We start from the raw sequence: 22,207 nt of genomic DNA on the forward strand, positions 1-22,207 counted from the left end.
ACTTGATACTTCTGCTATTCGCCGAATCCCGAAAGACCCGGCTCCGCATCCCGCATCAAGCGCCCACACTTATCGGCTGTTAATTTTTAAAGATCATTCGCTCAGAAGCTCTGCTTTCTTCGCGTCCGTCATCAAACGGGAGGCGAATTATGCGATGCGCCTCCGTACCCCGTCAACCCTATTCGCGAAATTATTTTTTGCGCGCATCGAAAGTATCGAACGCGAGCGAGCGAGATCATGAGTGTGCGCAAAGAAGAATCGTCGCGACGACGACGCCGGCTCATCACATCACCATCGCGCCGCACTCAATGGCAACAGTTCACACTCAGCGTCGCGATGAGGCCGGGGGCATTGTCGGCGAAATCGAGCGAGCCGCGATGCAGCGTCGCGACCGACTTCACCAGCGCGAGCCCAAGCCCCACGCCGGGTGTGCCGCGGCTCGCGTCGCCGCGATAGAAGCGCTCGGTCACCTTGGGCTTTTCCGCATCGGGGATACCAGGGCCGTCGTCCGCCACGGAGATGGCGATCATGTCGCCGCGACGCGCCGCCGACACCTGAATCTCGCCGCCGTCCCGCGCAAACTTCAACGCGTTGTCGATCAGATTGCCGATAGCCTGCGCGAGCAGCAACGGGTCCGCCACGGCGACGAGATCGCCCGAGACCGTCAGCGACAACGTCACGCGCCGCAACTCCGCCACCGGTTGATAGAACTCCACAGCGTCGGACACGATCGTTTCGAGGTCGCTCGGCACGAAGCCCGAACGCCGCACGCCCGCGTCGATTTCAGCGAGACGCAACAACGCGTTGAAAATGCTGATGACGCGATCGACGTCGGTCAGCGCCACTTCCAGTTCGGGCAGAACCTGTTCATTACCCTGCCGTTTCAGCGTGAGCGTCAACACTTCCAGCCGCGCGCGCAATTCGGTCAGCGGCGTGCGCAAATCATGAGCAATCGCATTCGAGACATTGCGCACGCCGTGAATCACTTCGATCAGCGCTTCTTCCGCCTGCTGACGCGTTCTCACTTCTCGCTGCAACTGGATATTCTGCTCTTCCTGCAGCTTCTGCAGCGCGCGCAATTTCAGATGCGTATTCACGCGCGCCGCCACTTCCTCCATCTGCAAGGGCTTGGTGATGTAGTCGACTGCGCCGGCGCGAAAACCTGTGATCTTCTCTTCCGTGCGGGTTAGCGATGTCATGAAAATGACGGGAATATCGCGGGTTTTCTCCATCGCCTTCAGACGCCGGCAGGTTTCGAACCCGTCGAGTCCCGGCATCATGACGTCGAGCAGAATCAGATCCGGCTGCGCCAATTCTGCGCGACGCAGCGCCTCGGCGCCGTCGCGGGCAATCGCGACACGCAGATTGTTGCTCTCCAGGCATTCGACCACCAGCCCGAGATTGGCCGGCGTATCGTCGACAACGAGGACCGTGGGCGCGTCCGTATCGAATGGTTCGGTGGTACTCACGAGTCTTGATCCAGATATTGTTCGATCAGCGTTAACAGGGCCTGCGATTCGTAACCTGCTGCAAGACGGCGCAACTGCGCGGCAAACGGTTCATAACGACTATCGAGGCCGATGAGATAGTCGGCGTGACGAACGATGTCGCGCATCGAACCCAGCAGCGCAAAGCGATGCAGCACGACCATTTCGTCACGCGGCGGCACGAAGAGGTCTGCGTCCGTTCTGGCCGGCGCCGCGCGCACTGTCCATTTCAGCGCGAGCAGCGTAGCGATTTCTCTGAGCAGACGGTCAAGGTCGAGCGGCTTTTCCAGAAAAACGTTCGCGCCGCCGCTGAGATTGGCGCGCGCATTGCGCAACGACGCATCCGCTGAGACGGCGATCACCGGCACATGACGCAGCACGCTGGAGCCGCGTATGCGCGCGAGCATTTCGAGTCCGCCCATCACGGGCATGACGGTGTCCAGCAGAATCAGATCGGGCGGAGAACGCAGCGCCTGATCGAGCGCATCGCGCCCGTCGCCGCTTTCGGACACGCGAAACCCGCAACGCTGCAGCGTATCGACGATCAACGCGCGATTCGCCGCGACGTCGTCGACCACCAGCACATGACGCTCGTCGCCTTCATAGCCGGAAATCTGCAACACCGGACTGAAGTCGGCCACCTCGGCATACGAAACCGGCGCATCGAGTTCGAACCAGAAGATACTTCCCTCGCCCACCGCGCTCGTCACGCGAATTTCGCTGCCCATCATGCGCACCAGTTGACGGCTGATCGCGAGACCGAGCCCCACGCCGCCCGTGCGCCGCGTGAAATCGCCGGCCTGTTCGAAGGGCTGAAAGATGGCCTCCAGCCGGTCGGCGCTCACGCCGACACCGGTATCCCGAACTTCGAAACGCAGGCGGCCGTCCGCGACCATACGAACCGCCAGCGTGACTTCACCACGGTCGGTGAACTTCACTGCATTGGCCAGCAGATTGAGCAACACCTGACGAAGCCGCTTTTCGTCGACGCGAATCACCTTCGACAGATCCGGCGGTGCCTCGTAATTCAGCACCAGCCGCTTCTGATCGGCACGTACGCTCACCATCTCGGCGATCACGCGCAAAAACGGGCCGAGCGGTACGTCCGTCACGTTCAGTTCAAGCTTGCCGGCCTCGATACGCGCGAAGTCGAGAATGTCGTTGATGAGCATGAGCAGATGTTCGCCGCTCTGCTCGATCACGCCGAGGCTCGACAACTGCCGCTCGGTCATCGAGGCATCGCGCCGCAAGATCTGCGCGTAACCGAGAATGCCGTTGAGCGGCGTGCGCAATTCGTGGCTGATATTGGCGAGAAACTGGTCTTTGGCGCGATTGGCCGATTCCGCCGCTTCCTTGGCCACGCGCACGGTGTCTTCGAGCGCCTTGCGCGCCGAGATATCCTGAAGAATCGCAATGGTATGCAGCGCGCGGCCGGCGGCATCGCGTTGCAGCGCCACCGACACGCTCACCCAAACGCGCGAGCCGTCGAGCTTGACGAGCGGCACTTCCTCCGAATAGTGCGAGAGATAGCCTTCGCTCAGCAGCCGGAACTTCTGCTCGCTGGCGGCGAGAAACGCCGGGTCGGTAATGTCCTGAAAGCGTTTTTGCAGCAAGGTTTCGCGCAGGTAGCCGACGATATCGCAGGAGCGCTGGTTCAGCCGCAGGAAGCGCCCTTCGAGGTCGCAATGCGCGATTCCCACGGCCGCGTTTTCGAAGGTGCCGCGAAAACGGGCTTCACTCGAACGCAGCGCCTGTTCCGTGAGCTTCAACTCGGTGATATCCACCAGGCTGCCGACGAACCGAACCGGCTTGCCGCTCGCGTCCCACGTTGCCATGCCGCGCACGAGCACCCAGCGCACGCCGCCCTCGCGATGGCACAGACGGTTCTCCACCTCGAATACGTCGACCTCCTTGCCGAGATACCGCAGCATCTCGGCTTCGGTGCGGCCACGGTCTTCGGGCAGCAGCACGCTCATGTAAGCGTCGTAGTCGAGCAAGGTTTGCGGTCGCGAATAGCCGAGCCATTCCCAGATGTTCGAGAAGCGCGCAAAGCCGCGCCGATGGTCGCCATCGGGCATGTCGATTTCCCACACGCCCACGTTGGAGCCGTGCATCGCCATTTCGAGCCGCGCGTTCGTTTCGCGCAGAATCTCGGCCTCTTCGGCACGGCGCCTTTGCGTCACGTCGCGAAACACCAGCACGACGCCGCCAATCTGCCCACGGTCGTCGACGATCGGCGAGCCGCTGTCGTCGATCGCGATCTCGCGACCGTCGCGTGCGAGCAGTACGGTGTGATTCGCCAGCCCGACGATGGTGCCCGCCGCCAGCACCGCCGCCACCGGATCTTCGGCCGGCGCGCGCGTGCTCTCGTTGATTACGCGGAACACGTCCGCGAGCGGCCTGCCGAGCGCCTCGTCGCGCGACCAGCCGGTCAGTGCTTCCGCAACCGGATTGATGAAGTTGATATGCGAGTCGCGGTCGGTCGCGATCACGGCGTCGCCGATGCTGGAAAGCGTCACGGCATAGCGCTGCTCGCTTTCGCGCAGCCGCCGCTCGGCGCCGTGCTTGTAGAGCGCCATTTCCACGACGGTGCGCAGTTGCGTGTCGTCGAACGGCTTGAGCACGTAACCGAACGGCTCGGTGACCGTGGCGCGCCGCACGGTGTCTTCGTCGGCGTATGCCGTGAGGAACACCACCGGCAAACTCAGGTTTTCGCGCAGCAGCCGCGCCGTGTCGATGCCGTCGAGCGCGCCTTCGAGGCGCACGTCCATCAGGACGAGGTCAGGCGTGGTGTCGGCTGCGAGCGTCAACGCGTCTTCGCCGCGCGCCGTCATGCCGACCACGGTATGACCGGCGCGCGTCATCTGCTGCGCGATATCTCTGGCGACAACGCGATCGTCTTCGACTACCAGAATGCGTGCGGGCGCCATGATGTGTGTTTAGCTACGTTCGTTTGCATTGAAAAGAATGCTGCAGGTGGTGCCGCTACCATGGCTCAGATCGAGACTCCCGTGCAATTGATGAGTCAGGTCGTGAACCAGTTGCAAGCCGAGCGAATCCGCCTCTTCGACCGAGAAGCCGGGAGCGATCCCCACGCCGTCGTCGCTCACGGTCAGTCGGCACTGTTCCTTGTCGACCATGCCGAGTTCGACCCGCACACAGCCGCCGCGTCCATCGGGAAACGCGTGCTTCAACGCATTGGAGACCAGTTCGTTGATGATGAGCCCGCAGGAAACGGCGCGGTTCATGTCGAGTTGCACGTCGTCTACTTCGACCTGCAAATCCACGCCCATTTGCCGCATATCGTAAGCACGCGCGAGATGGCCGCACAGGTTCTTCACGTGCGTCGCCATCAGGATGCGAGCAAAATTGCCGGCACGATACAGATTTTCGTGCACCAGCGCCATCGAGCGCACGCGGTTGCGGCTGTCCGCGAAAAGCTCGGCCACGGCTTTATCGGTCACGCGCGACGCCTGCAGATTCAGCAGACTGCTGATGAGTTGCAGATTGTTTTTCACGCGATGATGCACTTCGTGCAGCAATGCTTCTTTCTCTTCGAGCAGCGCTTCCTTTTCTTCCAGCGACGCATTTTCCAGCGAAATTGCCGCCTGCGACGCCAGCAGTTCGAGCACGGCCAGGCGCGTCGGCGTGAACACGCCCGGCGCGAGATCGTTCTCCAGATACAGCACGCCGATCAGCCTCGCCTGCTTCACGAGCGGCAGACACAGAATGGCGCGGGCGTGAGCCGAGTGGAAATACTCGTCTGCCGAAAACGGATTGGGGCGCGCCGCGTCGTCGATCAGCACGCGTTCTCGCGTACGGATGCCGGCATGCAGGATAGAAGCCGGCAAATGACGCGGCGTGACGCATTCGCTGCGCAGCTGGACCTCCACGCCTTCGCGGCTCGTGGTCGCTTCGGCCTCGACCCACAACTGCTCGTCGCGGGGCAGGACCAGCAGCGCGCGACCCGCGCCCGCATGTTCGAGCACGATGATCATGAGCGTGCGGATCAGTTTGTCGAACGCGATTTCTCCGGAGATCGCCTGCGACGCCTTCACCACCGTTTCGACATCGAGTTGTTCCGCGACGATGCTGCGCGCCGGCGCATCGGCCGCCGGTTCCCGCATTAGATTCGGATAGCGCCGGTCGAGCGCCTGAACCTTGCCGAGCGCGCCCCAGCGCAAATACGCGAGCCGCGCATTCCCCAGATAGACGAACGCAATGGTGTTAAAGCCGCTCGTCAGATAGAACTGGCCGGCCACTTCGTGCGCGAGTCCTTCGATCAACGGAAATTCGTGTTCGCGCGCGAGTGCGATTGCGCTTTCGTATTCGCGCATCGCCTCGAATCCATTGCCCTCGATGCGCGCGATTTCACCGGCCACGAGCGCCGCGCGGCCTGCGAAATTGCTCGGACAGTGCTCCGCCCACGTGACCAGTCTGGCGTAATGGCCGAGCAGGGCCTGAAACTGCGCGTCGCGCTCGCCCGGCGAAGCGTCGCCCGGCGCCTCGTCGTACTGACGTGCGCAGGCAAGGGCCGCATAAAAGTGATACTCCGCAATTTCGAAGTGGCCCGACGACGTCCATAGCAAAGGCGCCGCCTTCGCGGCGGCCGCCACCGCGGACGCGATGTCGCCCGCGAAATAGCGGCCTTGCAGCTTGCGGATCCAGTACCAGCAGGTCGCGATCGCGAGACAGGGATCGGCTTCGAGATGCTGCTCGAAAGCGGCTTCGTCGAAGGTCTCGTCGTTGAACGAGGCAAACGAAGGCGTCTGGCCGCGCAACACGCGGATCAACTGCAACTGCGACCCGATGATGTCGACGATCAGCCCGAATTTCGCGGCCTGAACCACCGCGAGACGCTGTTGCGCGACACGCTCGACATCGGCAAGCGGATCGCCGGCCGCGAGCAGACTCGTCACGAGGCAACAACTGCTGAAACCGGTGTAGGTCAGATCGCCGCTTTCCGTGGCGGCGTCGAACGCGCTACGCAGAAGCGGCAGGCCGCTGCGAATGTGTTTTGTCCACGGCGTGACGTGATACCCGAAGCACATGTACACGCGCGGCCTGAAGCGCCGCAACCCGCGTTCGTCGACGAGCGCGAGGCCGAGGCGGCCGAACTGGAAGCCGGCCTCGTAGTCGCCGAAGACGGGACCGGCCACCATGCCCAGATACGCGTAGCCGATCGACGACGCGTCGCTGTTGCCGTATTCGAGGCTGAGATTCGCCATGCGGCTCAACACGAGACACACGAGATTCTCGTCGCTGAAAAAGGCCGGCGGCAGCACGGCCGTCAGCACGTCGAGCGTGGCCTGGCGATCGCGATGGGAGATGAGCGGCAGATCGATCAGCGATTCGATGGGCGACTCGCCGATTTGCGCCAGCAGCCTGTCGTATTCACGGCGCGCTTCGTCGCGCGTGGGATGCGCCTGCCAGTCGATTCCGACGCCGCGCAGATAGTCGAGGCAGATGGCCACGGCGAGATCGCTCTGATCGAGCGCGGTGTGCAGCGTCACGCGCAACCATGCAACGGACGCGCGATCGGGCAGATTGGCGGCCCGCTGCGCGAGCTTCGTGAGACGTTGCTTCGCCGCATCGGTGTCGCCGGTCAGGAATTCGCACTCCGCGAGGCTGCTTTCCAGCGCGAACTTGAGCGCGTAATGCGTCTCCCACGCTTCGCCGCCGAGCAGCTTGCTGCCGAGCGACAGATAAGTTGCCGCCGATGCATAAGCGGACGACGTCTTCGCGCGCCGTCCGGCAATCAGGTTGAATTCCACCACGCGCTCGCGCTCCGCCGGATCGTCGATCAGATCGAGCGCGCGGTTGTACTGGTTGACGATCTCGAAGATCATCTGCTCGACTTCAGGCGGCGTCGCATTGGAGACAAACAGGCGGCCGATACGCAAATGCGCGGCCGCCCGTTCGTCTGCAGGAATCAGCGCGTAGGCGGCTTCCTGCACGCGGTCGTGCAGAAACGCGTAGCCGTGTTCGCGGCGGAACACGAGGCCCGCGCTCACCGCATCGGCAAGCGCGCGATGCACGGTGGCGTCGGTGCCGCCGCCCACGCGGGCGAGCATCGCGGTCGGCGCGCGGTTGCCGAAGCAGGCGAACTGTTTGAGCGCCTCCTGTGCAGCCGGCGCCACACGTTCGATCTGCCCGAGCATCAGGTCGATCACGCTGTCGGAGAAACGCGCTTCGTGCAGGCTCGCGAGATCCCATTCCCACACTCGGCGGGCCGCGTCGAACCGGAGGTGCCGTTGCGCGGCCAGCATTCTCAGAAACTGCACGGTGAAGAACGGGTTGCCGCCCGTCTTGCCGCAAATGAAATGCGCGAGCGGCAGCACGTCGGCGGGCTCGGCGTGCAGCGCTTCGCCGATCAGGCGCGCCACGTCGTCCACCTGCAAAGGCGTCAGCATGATGTCGTGAACCGGCACGCCCGACTCGCGAACCGTGGCGAGCGCGCGCGTCAACGGATGCGTGACGCCGACCTCGTTGTCGCGATAGGCGCCGACCAGCAGCAGATTGCTCAGGCTCGCCGTGGCAAGCAGGCTTTCGAGCAGGCTCAGCGTGCCGGCGTCGAGCCACTGCAAGTCGTCCAGAAACAGAACCAGCGGATGACCGGCTTCGGCAAACGCGGCGATGAAGCGTCCGAACACGCCCTGAAAACGCGCCTGCGATTCCGCCGCCGGCAGTTGCGGCACTTCCGGTTGCGGACCGAGTATGCGCGCCAGTTCCGGAATCAGATCGACGACGAGTTGACCGTTTTCGCCCACGGCTTCGCCGAGCCGGACACGCCAGCGCGCGACGGGCTCGTCGCTCTGCGCGAGGATGGACTGGATCAAACCCTGAAAGGCCTGACCGAGCGTGGCATAGGGAATGTCGCGCTTGTACTGCTCGAATTTGCCCGCGGCGAAGCGGCCGCCAGACACTGCCAGCTTTTTCTGCAACTCGTTCACCAGCGACGACTTGCCGACACCCGAGTAACCGGACACCAGCACGAGTTCCGGCGTGCCGCGCTGTTTGACGCGCTCGAATGCGCCGTTCAGCGCCTCGATCTCGGCTTCGCGTCCGTAGAGACGCCCGGCAATCACGAGCCGCTCGGCGGCGTCGTGCGCGCCGGGCACGAACGGCTCGATACGCCCGCTCTGCTCCCACTCGTTCAGGCAGCGGCGCAGATCGTCTTCGAGACCCTGGGCGGTCTGATAGCGGTCTTCGGCGGTCTTCGCGAGCAGTTTCATCACGATCGCGTCGAGTTGCGCCGGCACGCCGGGCGCGCGTTCGCTCAACGGAATCGGCGTGCGGGCAATGTGACAGTGGAGCCACTCGATCGGCGAATTCGCACGATACGGCGACGCGCCCGTGAGCATTTCGTAGAGCGTGATACCGAAGGAATAGAGATCGGCGCGCGAGTCGATCGCACGATTCATGCGGCCGGTCTGCTCCGGCGCGAGATAGGCGAGCGCGCCGGCGGTGAAGTCGGGCTGCGCGTCCGACGGTATGTCGGCCGCGCCGCGCGCCACCACGCCGAATCCGGTCAGGCTCACACGGCCCGATTGCGGATCGACGAGCACATGAGCCGGCCGGATGTCTTTATGCACGAGACCACGCCCGTGCAACGCACCGAGCGCCGCGGCGAGATTCGTGGCGATGAGCAGCACCTGGCCGAGCGGCAACGAACCCAGCGGCAGGCTGGCCAGCGAGACGCCGCCCGGGTCTTCCAGCACCAGCGCCGTGCTGCCGCGATATTCGATGAGGGCGTGAGGGCGAGTGGCGTAAGCACCGTCGAGCAGGCTGCGCGATTCGTACGCATGCTCGAGCCGCGCCTGACTATGGGCGGCCGGTTGCTGCGCCGGCAAGGTGACGGCTAGCCACGTCGGGCCGCCGTCGCGCGAATCGATCCGGGACAGGAGAAACTCGCCGTCGTCGTGGAGCGTCTCGAACCCGAAGCCTGACAACTCGATCATGTGCCGCCCCCGCCTGCCCTTTCACGCTAATCGTTGGCCGTCAGCATGTAGCCCGCGTTACGAACCGTCTTCAGCAACGATCGCTCGAACCCTGCATCTATCTTGTGGCGCAACTTGCTGACATGAACGTCGATCACGTTGGTTTGCGGATCGAAGTGATAATCCCAGATGTTTTCGAGCAGCATGGTGCGCGTGACCACCTGATCGGCGTGACGCATCAGATACTCCAGCAGCTTGAACTCGCGCGGTTTCAGCGAGATCGGCTTGCCGGCCCGCATGACTTTGCGCGAGAGCAGATCGATGCAGAGATCGCCGACCTTCAAGGTCGTTTCCGCGTAGCTCTCGTGCGCACGGCGCGTCAGTGCGTCGAGCCGCGCCAGCACCTCGCCGAATGCGAACGGCTTGACGACGTAGTCGTCGCCGCCCGCCTTCAGGCCGCGAATCCGTTCATCGACTTCGTCCAGCGCGCTGACGATCAGGATCGGCACGCGATTGCCCGTTGCGCGCAGCGCCGAAATGATCCCAAGACCGTCGATGCCGCCCGGCAGCATGCGATCCATGATGATGGCGTCGTAAGTTTCGCTGGCGGCGAGAAACATGCCGTCGCGGCCGTTATCCGCCGAATCGACTACATGCCCCGCCTCGATGAGACCTTTCTTTAAAAACCCGGCAACCTGTTCGTTGTCTTCGACGAGCAAGATTTTCATTTAACGCTCGCGCCTTCCCATCGTCTCGTGATGCTTTTAGCGGGGCAGCAATACCCCGGTGCGATTCTCCGCCAATCGTCCGATTATCCGCGAAAATCTCCGGCGTCCTGTCCGGCGGCGCCATTAAATTTTTTTAATTTTTCCGTCAGCTGGCAGTCACGGACCGGCCGCGCCCCGCGCAACGGCGTGTTTTGCGGCGGCTTTTTGCTTCACGCCGGCCCGAGTGTCACGTGCGTGGACTGAACACCCGCCAGGCCGGCATTTTCACCCGATTGCGACGCGTCGCGCCAAGGCCGTCTGCCGCGTGCAAATCCATAAGGAGCGTGCAGCCGCGAAAGATTGCAGGCGGCCTGCGCGCGGATACTGAATCCGCTCAGTCTTCCTTCAATGATTCAGTTGCGCAGCCCAGCGGGTCGGCGCCGGAGAACCCATCATGCGCGCCGACAAAGCAGGCAGATTTCGTCCCGTTTATGGCTACGCGGCCGCGGCAGTGTGCGTGGCGCTCGCCGTCTGGGGCGCGGCGAGTCCGCCGCCGACGCTCGGTCTCACGCAGACGCTGGAGCGCACCGACCGCGATACCCAGTTGCCGCTCGAACGGTTTGCGATCCAGACCGGCAGCGACGCGGTTGCGCTACCCGTCGTACGGGAATCCGAAAACACCGCCACGCAGACGCCGCAGCGGCATCCGGCGCGGCACCTGCCCGCGCTGGCGGGACAGTCGTTCAGGCCGGATGCGCGCATCGGCACCTATCTGCGCCAATGGGCCGGCGCCGGGTCGAGCCGTAGCGGTTTCAGCACACCCATACCGGCACGCCGTGACGACGGCACGCGCGGCTATTACCGGAGCGTTCAGGACGCGAAGAACTGGACGTGAACCCGCATTCATCGGAGCCATGCCATGATCGAATCATCACAGGGAACGGCGATGCTCGCGCGGGCCGCCATCGCGGATCCAAAAATCTGGCGCTGGTACGCGGATCTGACGGACGACCACCGTCTCGTCTGCGAACAGGATGGCGCGCGTTGGATCGTCGCGGTGGACGGCAGGCGTCTCGCCGACGAACACGCCTTCGCCGCAGCCGTGCACAGCGCCTACGCGATGACGCGGGCGCTGTCGGCACTGGACAGGGCGCGCACGGCATGAAGCCGTTCACGGAATAAGCAGACGGTTTGGCTCGAGCAGAAACGTGGGCGGACAAGCGCGAACACGTTCAAACCGGGATCATTCGTCCTCGGGATAGATGCCTGCCGAGACGAGGCAGACGAACGCAGTCGCCTTCAGCACGCATTCCACCGACGACAGCACGAAGCCCAGCGGAAACACCCGATACTCGACCGGCAAGCCGAAAGCGACCGCCATCAGGCCGATCGTGCAGAGAAACGCGTAGACGATGCGCGCCATGCGGCTGCCCGCCAGCACGAAACCCACCAGCGCGACCCATATCAGCTTCGCGGCGATGCAGGCCAGCGCGTCGCGCGTGGACATGCTCACCCAGATTTCGAACGGCAACTCGAAGACGGACCAGACCGCCGTCGCGATGACCACCCGCCGGGTCCAATGCCCGAGCCTGGCGGGTTCGGCCGCCACGGCGGTTTGCATGACGGTTGGCATACGCCAGTCGCTGATGTTTGGCAGGTCGGCGTCGGGCGCGACATGCAGATCGCTCATGTCGTGATGTGACTCGTCCAGAACTCGCATGTCGGTACTCCGGTAATGCTCAGGTGTCGGCGCGCAGTGAATCGCGAGGAATGCGGCGTCGCCGCGTCGACCTCACGCCGCCTTGCCGGATGCAAACCATTATTTGCCGATGCGCCGCGCCGATCTTTTCAGAACGCGTCAAGGCTTTAGAAAATGCACTGCGCACCGCCATATTGCGCACGCATTACTGCGCCGCAGCGTAACCGGCGTGCGAATCTGAAACGGACGGGCATTTGTACAAGAGCCGCGACCGGTGCCGCCCCATCCTTTGGCCTTATGTTCTTCAATGGATCATCAGGAAACGGTCATGGCCAAAGGAAAGACAATCCGCATCTACAGCGAGCCAGCGGGCGGCTGGGGCGCACTCAAGGCAACCGGTGAAGCGCTCGCCCTGCAGGGCGTGGCCGTGTCCGGTGCGAAGACGCTGCTGCGCATGAATCAGCCGGAGGGATTCGACTGTCCCGGCTGCGCGTGGCCGGACGCGAAGCACACGTCGTCGTTCGAGTTCTGCGAGAACGGCGCCAAAGCCGTGGCGTGGGAAGCGACCGCCTATCGATGCACGCCGGAATTCTTCGCCGCTCATACCGTGACCGAGTTGAGCGCGTGGAACGACTACGACCTGGAAATGGCCGGCCGCCTGACTCACCCGATGACCTACGACGCCGCCACCGACCGCTACCTGCCGATCGAATGGAACGACGCGTTCGCGCTGGTCGCTTCGCATCTGAACGGACTCGACAGTCCGCATCAGGCGGACTTCTACACGTCGGGACGCGCGTCCAACGAAGCCGCGTTTCTTTACCAGGTTTTCGTGCGCGAATTCGGCACGAACAACTTTCCCGATTGCTCCAACATGTGCCACGAGGCGACCAGTGTCGGGTTGCCGCAATCGATCGGCGTGGGCAAAGGCACCGTGCTGCTGGACGATTTCGAGGAAGCCGACGCGATCTTCATCTTCGGTCAGAATCCCGGCACCAACAGCCCGCGCATGATGAGCGATCTGCACAGCGCTGCGCGACGCGGCGCGAAGATCGTGTCGTTCAATCCGTTTCGCGAACGGGCGCTGGAACGCTTCGCTTCGCCGCAAGACCCGATCGAAATGGCGACGCTCGGCTTCACGCAGATCAGCTCATTCTTCTATCAGGTTCGCGTGGGCGGCGACGTGGCCGTGCTCAAGGGCATCATGAAAGCCGTGATCGAAGCCGACGAGGCCGCGCTCGCCGCCGACACGCCGCGCGTGCTCGATATCGAATTCATCGAAGGACATACGCACGGTCTCGACGACCTGCTCGCCGATCTTCGCGCGACAGATTGGGACGAGATCGTGAAGCAGAGCGGGCTCTCGCGTGACGATATCCAGAATGCCGCGAACATCTACATGAACGCGAAAAACGCGATTCTCGTCTACGGCATGGGTCTGACGCAGCATCATCGCGGCACGGAATGCGTGCAACAGGTGGCGAACCTCGCGTTGCTGCGCGGCAATATCGGCCGGCCCGGTGCGGGCGTGTGCCCTGTGCGCGGACACTCGAACGTGCAGGGCAACCGCACCGTCGGCATCACCGAAAAGCCCTCGGCGGCGCTGATCGACGGCATCGAGCGGGCCTTCGGTTTCCGACCGCCCGCCGAACACGGCAACGACGTGATCGCCACGCTCGACGCAATGATGCGCGGCGACGCCAAGGTATTCATGGCGCTCGGCGGCAATTTCGCCGCCGCCGTGCCGGACTGGGTCCGCGTGCAGGCCGCCATGCGCAATCTCGACCTGACCGTTCACATCGCCACCAAACTGAACCGCAGCCATCTCGTGCATGGCAAGGCGGCGTTGATTCTGCCGTGCCTTGGACGCACCGAAGTGGATATTCAGGCCGACGGTCCGCAGTCGATCACGGTCGAAGATTCGATGTCGATGGTGCACGCGTCGGGCGGCCGCAACGAACCCGCGTCGCCTCATCTGAAGAGCGAGCCCGCGATCGTGGCGGGCATTGCGCGCGCCACCATGGGACCGGATTCGCACGTCGACTGGGAATATCTCGTGGCGAGCTACGACCGCATTCGCGACAAGATCGAGATCGTGTATCCGATTTTTCAGGCGTATAACGAACGGATTCGTGTGCCCGGCGGCTTCCATCTCGCGTCGACCGCGCGCGAGCGCGTGTGGGCCACGCCGACTGGCCGCGCCAACTTCCTCGTCTTCGAGGGACTCGACGAAGACCCAGTGCAGAGCGATCCCGACGCGCTGTGGCTCACCACCATGCGCAGTCACGATCAATACAACACCACGCTCTACTCGCACTCCGACCGTTATCGCGGCGTGTTTGGCCAGCGCGACGTCGTGTTCCTGAATCCGCGCGAGATGCAGAAGCGCGGTCTGCATGCAGGCGACCGCGTCGATATCTTCGCGTTATCGCTCGACGGTATCGAACGCGTGATCCGCAGTTTCAAGGTGATCGAATATACGTTGCCGGACGGCTGCTGCGGCGCCTACTATCCAGAAGCGAATCCGCTCGTCCCACTCTACGCGTTCGACCAGAAAAGCCGCACTCCGTCGTACAAATCCGTACCGGTGAGAATCGCGCGCGCCGCATCGGCCGACGCCGGTTCCACCTACCAGGCGGCCACCGTCGGCGCCACGGGAGCACAGCATGCATCTCAGTGACGTCCTCGATCTGTCGCGCGCGCAGTTCGCGATGACCGCCATTTTTCACATCCTGTGGCCGATTCTGACTATCAGCCTGTCCGCTTTCCTCGTGCTCGTCGAGGTGCTGTGGCTGCGCACCGGCAACGTCGGCTATTACCGGCAGGCGCGCTTCTGGAGCAAGCTGCTGGTGCTGAACTTCGCGGTGGGCGTGGTCAGCGGCATTCCGATGGAATTCCAGTTCGGCACCAACTGGGCCGGCTTTTCGCGCTACAGCGGACAGTTCTTCGGCAACATCCTCGGTTTCGAAGGCGCGATGGCCTTCATGCTCGAAGCCGGATTCATCGGCGTCATGCTGCTCGGCTGGGGCCGCGTGCCGCGCGGCGTGCATCTGTTCGCCACCTCGATGGTCGCGCTCGGCTCCAGCATCTCCGCCTTCTGGATCATGGTCGCCAATTCGTGGATGCAAACACCCGCCGGCGTCACGGTGGAAAACGGCAGGATCGTCGTGACCGATTACGCCGCGGCTATCTTCAATCCCGACATGGTGTGGGGCGTCACCCACATGTGGTTCGCCGCGATCGAAACCGGCATGTTCGTGATTGCCGGCATTTCCGCATGGAATCTGTTCAAGCGACGCCATCCGGAATTCTTCGCGCGCTCGTTCAAGATCGCCTTGCTGGTGCTCGTATTCGTCGCGCCCGTGCAGATCTGGCTGGGCGATTCGAGCGGCGGCAGCGTCTTCGCCACGCAGCCCGCCAAGGGCGCCGCCATCGAAGGTCACTGGACCACCAATGCGCCCGGCACGGCTGCGTCGTGGTCCTTGCTCGCGTGGCCGAATCAGAAGGCGCAGCGCAACGACTGGTCGATCGAAGTCCCCGGCGTGCTGAGTATTCTTGCCACGCACACCTTGCACGGCGAGGTCAAAGGTCTCCGCGATTTCGCGCCCGCCGATCAGCCACCCATGCTGCCCCTGCTTTACTACGCGTTCCGCGTGATGGCGGGCATCGGCTTCGCGTTCATGGTGCTGGCGTTCTGGACCGCCTACGTGTTGCGCAAGACGCGCGGCCAGCTCGAACGTCTGCTCGAACAACGCAAGCTGCTGCTCGCGTGGGTGCTGTGCATTCCACTGCCTTACGTCGCGGTCGAAGCGGGTTGGATCGTGCGCGAAGTCGGCCGTCAACCGTGGGTCGTGTATGGCTTGTTGCGCACGAAAGACGCCGTCTCGACGGTGGCGCCTTCGTCCGTGACCTTGAGCATGGCGATGTTTTTCGCGTTCTACGTGGTGCTGCTCGGGACGTTCTTCGTGCTGGCGCGCAACTGGTTGCGTACCGGACCCGACCTTGCGCTGAATCCGCCCGCGCCCGTCAAAACCGGGACGGCTGCGACCGTCGAAGAGTACTAATCCATTACGTAGCGAGACACTCTCATGGAAAGCTCCACGCACACGATGCTCGCCATCACCTGGTTCGGCCTGATCGGCCTGATGCTGGTTTTTTATGTCGTCACAGACGGCTTCGATCTCGGCATCGGCATACTCAGTCTGCTGCGCAAACGCCGCGAAGATCACGACGTGATGGTGCAGACCATCGGCCACGTCTGGGACGCCAACGAAACATGGCTCGTCGTGCTCGGCGGGGCTTTGTTCGGCGCGTTTCCTCCAGCGTATGCGCTGCTTTTGCAGGACCTCTATTTGCCCGTGATGCTGCTGATCGCCGGCTTGATCATGCGCGGCGCGGCCATCGAGTTTCGCCATAGCGTGTCGCACGGACCGCTCTGGGACAAAGTGTTCGGCATCGGCAGCCTCGTCGCGGCGATCGCGCAGGGCGTGATACTCGGCAAGATCATTACGGGCCTGATTCCCGGCGGCATGAGCGGTGTGTTCGTCGCGGTCTCCGCCGTCGGCGTGGTAGCGGGCTACTCGCTGCTCGGTTCGACCTACCTGGTGAAGAAGACCGTGGGCTCGCTCGAACAGTGGTCACGCCGGCTTGCGTTGCTGAGCGGCTTCATCACCGTCGCGGCGGCCGTGGTGTTGACGGCCGCGACATGGTTCATCAGCGAAGTCGGGCATGCCCGATGGACGCAACCCGGCGTATTTCATGTGCTGATCGCGTTGGGGTTGGCGGCGGCGCTGTCGTTCGCGTACATCATGGGATCGCTGTATCTGGGCAGTTCGAACGGTCCGTTCCGGGCGTCGGTGACGTTGTTCGTGCTGTCGTTCGTCGGGTTGGCGGTCAGCCTGTTCCCCGACTTCGTGCCGGGGAAACTGGGGATTATCGAAGCGGCGTCGGATACGTCGACGCTGGTGTTCATGTTGATCGGGATTGGGCTGATTTTCCCGGTGATGATTGGGTATAACCTTTATCAGTATTATATTTTTCGGGGGAAAGTAGGAAGGGCTCACGCGGGTGAATGAGGTGGTGTTTCTTTTGTTATGCCTGCGGCGGTGGTGTTTCTTTTGTTATGTCTGCGGTGGTGGTGTTTCTGTTCTTATTGGTTTATTAGTGTTGCCCCTGTGCGGGGCGGCACTTACTTTCTTTGCCGCGGCAAAGAAAGCTAAGCAAAGAAAGCCGCTCACACCGCTAACCCTAAGCGGGCATCTCTCATAACGACACGGAGTGGCAGCCGATAGGGCCGACCGTGGATCGTTATCCGTAGTGGTACAGCAGTCATCCGTTCCGGCGACGCTGCGCGCGCCGGAGCGGTACTTCATTCAAACCGTCGCTTCGTTTTTTCTTTGCGGGGGCCATCGGCTTCGCCTCGGCGAAACGCTCAATGGAAACCTTTGGTTTCCATTTATGTGCCGCTCGGCGCGCGAAGCGCCGCCGGAACTGATGACGGCCTTGTCACTCACGCGGAGTGCGCGACACGCCGGACGCTCCGGGGCCACTGCGGTAGAGAAGTGCCGCTGATAACGAATAGCATTGGCGGTTCAAAGCGGCTTTCTTTGCTTACCTTTCTTTGCCGCAGCAAAGAAAGTAAGTGCCGCCCCGCACAGGGGCAACACTAATAAACCAATAACGCAAAGAAACACCACCACCGCAGGCAAACAAAAGCAAAAGCAAAAGCAAAAGCAAAAACAAAACCAACACCACCAAAACCCAAAAAAAGAAACAACAACAAAACCTCAAACTTCCACCTCATTCACCACCACCCGCAAAATCATCGCCCCCGCATTGAGCGGCGCCGGCCTGCAAGGCCTCGGCTTGAAAATCGCGTCACCGGCCTGAATCGCGCGGCCACTCAGCGCGCACACGCCGGCCACGCGCGCGCGGCTCGCGTGCCACACCTGATCGCCATACGAGCAATGCGTCGGGTCACGCCATACCACCGTGGCGGTGGATTGCGTCGGTCGATCGATCACATGCACCTGCACGTCGAACCGCTCGCCCATCACGGGAAGATGTGCGGCCTTGCGTCCGCCGCGCGCCGCCACGGCAGCGACGTCGACAACGCCGGCTTCGGCGTCGCCCGACAGAACGGACAACAAGCCCAGCGTCTGCAGCCACGGATCGGTGAAACTCGGTTTCGTCAGCATGATTGCACTCCTGTATCGATTAACCCGCCGAGCGTCGTCGAATCCGCTCAGGCAACGTCCTGTATCGGCGCCGCCATCGCAGCGACGCCCTGATCTGCGTTTGCGCCGCCCGCGGCTCGATGAGCCAGCAGGGCGCCGAAACCCGGCAACCCGTCGTCCCGCGCCGCAGTCGTTCCCCCGAGCGTCAACCACTCTTCCGGTTGAGGCAAAAACGCTTCGCTCACGGCCATAAAGGCGTGAATCTGTTTAACGGTCGACATTCGTTTTCATCCTCCAGCAATACGGCGTCTCGCCAACGAGGCGTTTGAACACGGTCGTGAAATGCGCCTGCGAACGGAAACCGCAACTCAATGCGACATCCAGTACGTTGTGTTTCGATTCGCGCAGCAGATGCTGCGCGTGCTCGATCCGGCGACGCAGCAGGTATTCGTGGGGACGCATGCCGGTTGCGCGACGGAACTGCGAAGCGAAGTGCATGCGCGTCAGTCCGGTGCTGTTGGCGATGTCCGCGAGTCCGATGGATTCGGACAGATGCGCGTCGATGAATTCGATTGCGCGACTCAGGCGCCACGAAGGCAAGGCGCTGGCTTCGCGCGTTTGCCGCTCGACTACGGTGAAGTGCCGCGCAATCACGCGCGAAACGATCGCGAGGCTGACGCTGTCGGTGAAGACCTTGCCGAGCGCGGCGTCGTCCGATTGCGAAACGGCCAGCGCCTGGCCGAGCCGTTCGAGCGTGGGATCGCGTACGAGCCGTGGATCGTCGATGCGGATGTCGCCCGCATGCGGCCGGTCGAACGTGTCTTCGAAGCATTCGCTCAACACCTGCTGCGAAACGAACAGATGCAGCACGTCTCCCGCCGACTCGAACACGGCGCTGCACGCAACGTCCGGCGCGGTGATCTGCACGGCGCCCGCGGTTACTCTGCCGCGCACCAGCGTGCGGCCGGCATGCGCGAAGGTAAGCGACGTGCACTTGAGATTCAGCGCAATGCAGTGATGCGACGCGCTGCCGGGATTGACGAGTTCCACCGGCTGCGCATCGTTACGGGTCCAGCGCGAGACGAGAATGTTGCCGCGCTGGCGAGCGTCGGCTTCTGCGTCGCTGGGACAACGCCACTGATGCTCCATGCCGATCCGGCTCACCCGAGACTTGCGGACCACATCCACGGCGGGTTCGGGATACAACGTCGACGAGCTGATCATGATCTGGTCATCCGGTTAAGTGGTGAAACAGTGGCCTGTCAGGGCGGCACTGCATGGACTCCAAGGTATCGCACGGCAATTCGTCCAACTAGCCCTACGTTCGGTTGCCTGAAATGACCAATGGTTGAATCGAGTCATATCCAGGTTTAATCCGGCTGCAAAACACGCAGACAAGGCTGCGCCGCGCCCGGTGGCGTGGCGCGCCTGTTGATTTAGTTGGAAACTGCCGTGCTGCTTTGAACAGAAACGGTGAACGACCTATACCTTCGTATGAGCGCGCCAGGACGCGCGCACTTCACACGCGCGAATTGCGCGGCGGCGTACTCGTGCCTTGCGGCGCCTTGACGCCGAGCGCTTCGGCTTTCAGCACGAAGTCGGCCAGCGAACGCGCATCCATCTTGCGCATGGCTTGTCCGCGATGAATCTTGACGGTGATCTCGCTCAGGCTCATCTCGCCTGCAATCTGCTTGTTCATCCAACCGGCGGCGACGAAAGCCATCACTTCGCGCTCGCGCGCCGTCAACGATTCGTAGCAGCGCCGCAGATCCGCCACGGATCGGCTGGCCGCGCGGCGTTCCGCGTCGCTCGCGAGCGCATGTTCGACGGCGTCGAGCATGTCCTGATCGCGGAACGGTTTGGCGAGAAAGTCCTTGGCGCCGGCCTTCATCGCCTTGACCGTCATGGCAATGTCGCCGTGCGCGGTCATGAAGACGATCGGCAGGCCCAGTTCGCTGGCCGTCATCTGTTCCTGCACCGCGAGTCCGCTTTGCCCCTTGAGACGTACGTCGAGGATCAGACAACTGGGCACGTCCGGCATCTCGAAGGCGAGAAACTCGTGCGCGGAGCCGAACGTTTCCACTCTCAAGCCGACTGAACGCAGCAGATTGCGAACGGCGTCGCGCATCGACTCGTCGTCGTCCACGACGTAGACCAGCGCGCCGCTGGCGTGGCCATCGGCGTCGGCGTTCTGCTCGGCGTTCGGCTTGCTGCTCATGACATCGCCCCTCGCAAACGGCCAGGATGTGGCGCGGCAAGCCGGATCGATGAAGAAATGGGTGTGGACATGGCGTTCGGAGCGGGCATTCGTTGACGAATACCGGCAGCCTGTCCGTCAGGATGACAGCCGGTGCGGCTGTCAGGGCGCATGACACTCAGATCTACCGGCGAGCGATAGCGTTACATCTGAATTCCATCATGCGCGAGCCCGCGTCTATGGCGGTAGTTATTTTTCCTTAAACCTTCCAAAGGCCTACATCAAAGCCTTCGACCAATCAGACCGTAAAGATTCCTTAAGGTCGGGCCCGGTTCGCGGCGAACCGGGCTCATACCGGACCCATACGGCGGCGGCCTGACGCGCCGCCGCGCGCGTCACGATCAGTGGTGACCGTAATCCTTGCGGGCGATCGGCACGGTGCGAACCTTCGAGTACTGGAACGCCGGAATCGCTTTCACCACGTCGCGCGTCGCGCCCGGCCAGACCAGCTTGCCGTCGATATAGTCGAGTTGCGACATCGGGATCGCCACGTCGTGCTGCGACACGCCGAGGAACTGGTGAGCGGCCACGATGCCGAACGACACCGCGTTGTCCGGCGCGATGATGATGTCGTGCAGCACGCCGACCTTCTCGCCGTTGTCGTTATAAATGCTCTTGCCAAGCAGGCTCTTCTTGACGCTCCAGCCTTCCACCACCAGTTGCGCCTGCTCCACGCTGATGCCGAGCGGCTGCGCGCCCGCCACCTGCGCGCTGGCCTGCTGGCTCATGGCGCCAAACGCCGACGCCGCCAGAAACACGATTGCCCATTTTGCCTTCATGATGATTTTCTCCACGAGATGCGTTGATGTAAAAGCGAAACGGTCGCGACGCGGTGCCGGCATCTGAGGTGCCGGCTATCGCGTTGCGCTGAGCGTTACTGTGAACCGGTTCGGCGAAAGCGGCTTTCGAATTCGCACGATCACGCTATTTTTTTCAGCGGACGCTGCGCGGCTGCAACGTCACGGTGCAGGTCATGCCCATCGCGAGCTTGATGCCGTCGGGAATCCGGTCAAGGTGAATCCGCACCGGCACGCGCTGGGCGAGCCGCACCCACGTAAAAATCGGATTGACGTCGGCGAGCAGATCGGCGCCGGTGGGGTTGTCGCGGTCGGCGATACCGCTGGCGAGGCTGTCCACGTGACCCTCGATGTCCTTGCCGCCCGACATCAGACGCACCACCGCGCGATCGCCGACATGCACGCCCGGCAGTTTGGTCTCTTCGAAATAGCCGTAGACCCAGAAAGAGTGCGAGTCGACCAGCGCCATGCGCGCGGTGCCGGCCGTGGCGAAGTCGCCGGGGTACAGGTTCAGGTTGGTGATGAAGCCGTCGGAGGGCGCGCGCACTTCGCTGCGCGCGAGGTTGAGCTGCGCGGTTTGCTGCGCGACCACCGCGGCCTTGACCGCCGCTTCGGCGGCAGTGTACGCGGCGACATCGGCGGCATAGTCGGCGGAAGACTGTTTCGCAACCGAGGCCGAGTCGAGCCGGGTTTCGTCGGAGATCACGTCGCCGGCCAGATTGGCGCGCCGCGCCGCCTGAGCGCGCCGCATCGCGAAACTGGATTCGCTCGCGGCCATACGCGCTTTTGCTTGCGCCACCTGCGCCTGGGCGCGCAGCAGATCGGCATCGGCCTGCGCCACGGCGTAGTGAAAGCGCGCCGGATCGAGCACGAACAGAATGTCGCCCTTGCGCACGAACTGGTTGTCCCTCACGCGCACTTCGCTGACGAGACCCGACACGTCGGTGGAGACCTGCACGACCTGCGCGCGCACGCGGCCGTCGCGCGTCCACGGCGAGAACATGTAGTCGAGCCACAGCATGCGGACCAGCACGATCGCCACGACGAGCACGGTCAGCGTGACGACGGCGCGCAGGATGGATTGGGTTTTCATCGGCATGACCTGGCTAAAACGTGAAGACAGCGTGAGCCGTCGGCGAATTCA

The 22,207-nt window shown here is 63.0% G+C and carries 17 protein-coding genes; 6 read left to right on the plus strand and 11 right to left on the minus strand.

Annotated elements, in window-relative coordinates; genetic code table 11:
* On the plus strand, positions 1-241 hold a 241-nt coding region (locus P3T18_RS30910), incomplete at its 5' end, for a hypothetical protein (RefSeq protein WP_429303769.1).
* Between the two features lie 64 nt (positions 242-305).
* Here P3T18_RS30910 and P3T18_RS30915 read toward each other — a convergent pair.
* From P3T18_RS30915 to P3T18_RS30930, 4 genes are read right to left on the minus strand one after another with little or no spacing between them, the layout of a single operon-like run.
* The gene (locus P3T18_RS30915) at positions 306-1,469 is read right to left on the minus strand and encodes a hybrid sensor histidine kinase/response regulator (protein WP_429303770.1); all 1,164 of its coding nucleotides are present in this window, start codon (positions 1,467-1,469) and stop codon (positions 306-308) included.
* Complete coding sequence (locus P3T18_RS30920; protein WP_429303771.1) at positions 1,466-4,417, minus strand: PAS domain S-box protein; 2,952 nt, start codon at positions 4,415-4,417, stop codon at positions 1,466-1,468. The genes P3T18_RS30915 and P3T18_RS30920 overlap by 4 nt, the downstream gene beginning before the upstream one ends.
* A gap of 9 nt (positions 4,418-4,426) precedes the next feature.
* Entirely contained in the window at positions 4,427-9,448 is a 5,022-nt protein-coding gene (locus P3T18_RS30925; RefSeq protein WP_429303772.1) for an AAA family ATPase, read from the minus strand.
* A gap of 26 nt (positions 9,449-9,474) precedes the next feature.
* Positions 9,475-10,155, minus strand: coding sequence for a winged helix-turn-helix domain-containing protein (locus P3T18_RS30930; protein WP_429303773.1), 681 nt, complete (start codon positions 10,153-10,155; stop codon positions 9,475-9,477).
* A 433-nt stretch (positions 10,156-10,588) separates the two neighbouring features.
* On the opposite strand from P3T18_RS30930, the gene P3T18_RS30935 reads away from it, so the two are divergent.
* Together P3T18_RS30935 and P3T18_RS30940 are read left to right on the plus strand one after the other, a co-directional pair.
* A complete protein-coding gene (locus tag P3T18_RS30935; protein WP_429303774.1) occupies positions 10,589-11,029 on the plus strand; it encodes a hypothetical protein in 441 nt (146 codons plus the stop codon).
* Between the two features lie 24 nt (positions 11,030-11,053).
* Positions 11,054-11,299, plus strand: coding sequence for a hypothetical protein (locus P3T18_RS30940; RefSeq protein ID WP_429303775.1), 246 nt, complete (start codon positions 11,054-11,056; stop codon positions 11,297-11,299).
* Positions 11,300-11,377: 78 nt separating this feature from the next.
* Here the strand turns inward: P3T18_RS30940 and P3T18_RS30945 are convergent, their stop codons facing one another.
* Positions 11,378-11,854, minus strand: a complete 477-nt coding sequence (locus tag P3T18_RS30945) for a hypothetical protein (RefSeq protein WP_429303776.1) — start codon at positions 11,852-11,854, stop codon at positions 11,378-11,380.
* A 307-nt stretch (positions 11,855-12,161) separates the two neighbouring features.
* Here P3T18_RS30945 and P3T18_RS30950 point away from each other — a divergent pair, with 307 nt between their 5' ends.
* The 3 genes from P3T18_RS30950 to P3T18_RS30960 are packed head-to-tail and all read left to right on the plus strand — an operon-like array spanning position 12,162 to position 16,908.
* Positions 12,162-14,513 carry an FdhF/YdeP family oxidoreductase gene (locus P3T18_RS30950; RefSeq protein ID WP_429303777.1) on the plus strand — a complete coding sequence of 784 codons (2,352 nt, stop codon included), beginning with the start codon at positions 12,162-12,164 and terminating at the stop codon, positions 14,511-14,513.
* On the plus strand, positions 14,500-15,897 hold the full coding sequence (locus P3T18_RS30955) for a cytochrome ubiquinol oxidase subunit I (RefSeq protein WP_429303778.1): 1,398 nt from the start codon (positions 14,500-14,502) through the stop codon (positions 15,895-15,897). Before P3T18_RS30950 ends, P3T18_RS30955 begins: the two co-directional genes overlap by 14 nt.
* Positions 15,898-15,921: 24 nt before the next feature.
* The gene (locus P3T18_RS30960) at positions 15,922-16,908 is read left to right on the plus strand and encodes a cytochrome d ubiquinol oxidase subunit II (protein WP_429303779.1); all 987 of its coding nucleotides are present in this window, start codon (positions 15,922-15,924) and stop codon (positions 16,906-16,908) included.
* A gap of 711 nt (positions 16,909-17,619) precedes the next feature.
* Here P3T18_RS30960 and P3T18_RS30965 read toward each other — a convergent pair.
* The 6 genes from P3T18_RS30965 to P3T18_RS30990 all read right to left on the minus strand — a co-directional run bounded on the left by P3T18_RS30965 (position 17,620) and on the right by P3T18_RS30990 (position 22,156).
* The gene (locus P3T18_RS30965) at positions 17,620-18,030 is read right to left on the minus strand and encodes a DUF3331 domain-containing protein (protein WP_429303780.1); all 411 of its coding nucleotides are present in this window, start codon (positions 18,028-18,030) and stop codon (positions 17,620-17,622) included.
* 47 nt (positions 18,031-18,077) lie between these two features.
* A complete protein-coding gene (locus tag P3T18_RS30970; RefSeq protein ID WP_429303781.1) occupies positions 18,078-18,290 on the minus strand; it encodes a hypothetical protein in 213 nt (70 codons plus the stop codon).
* A complete protein-coding gene (locus P3T18_RS30975) occupies positions 18,277-19,233 on the minus strand; it encodes a helix-turn-helix domain-containing protein (RefSeq protein WP_429303782.1) in 957 nt (318 codons plus the stop codon). Before P3T18_RS30975 ends, P3T18_RS30970 begins: the two co-directional genes overlap by 14 nt.
* A 295-nt stretch (positions 19,234-19,528) precedes the next feature.
* Complete coding sequence (locus tag P3T18_RS30980; RefSeq protein ID WP_429303783.1) at positions 19,529-20,227, minus strand: response regulator transcription factor; 699 nt, start codon at positions 20,225-20,227, stop codon at positions 19,529-19,531.
* 380 nt (positions 20,228-20,607) lie between these two features.
* Positions 20,608-21,045, minus strand: a complete 438-nt coding sequence (locus P3T18_RS30985) for a PRC-barrel domain-containing protein (protein WP_429303784.1) — start codon at positions 21,043-21,045, stop codon at positions 20,608-20,610.
* Between the two features lie 154 nt (positions 21,046-21,199).
* Complete coding sequence (locus P3T18_RS30990) at positions 21,200-22,156, minus strand: biotin/lipoyl-binding protein (RefSeq protein ID WP_429303785.1); 957 nt, start codon at positions 22,154-22,156, stop codon at positions 21,200-21,202.
* Positions 22,157-22,207 lie beyond the last annotated feature (51 nt).

Source organism: Paraburkholderia sp. GAS199 (assembly GCF_050436585.1).
Taxonomy (GTDB): domain Bacteria; phylum Pseudomonadota; class Gammaproteobacteria; order Burkholderiales; family Burkholderiaceae; genus Paraburkholderia.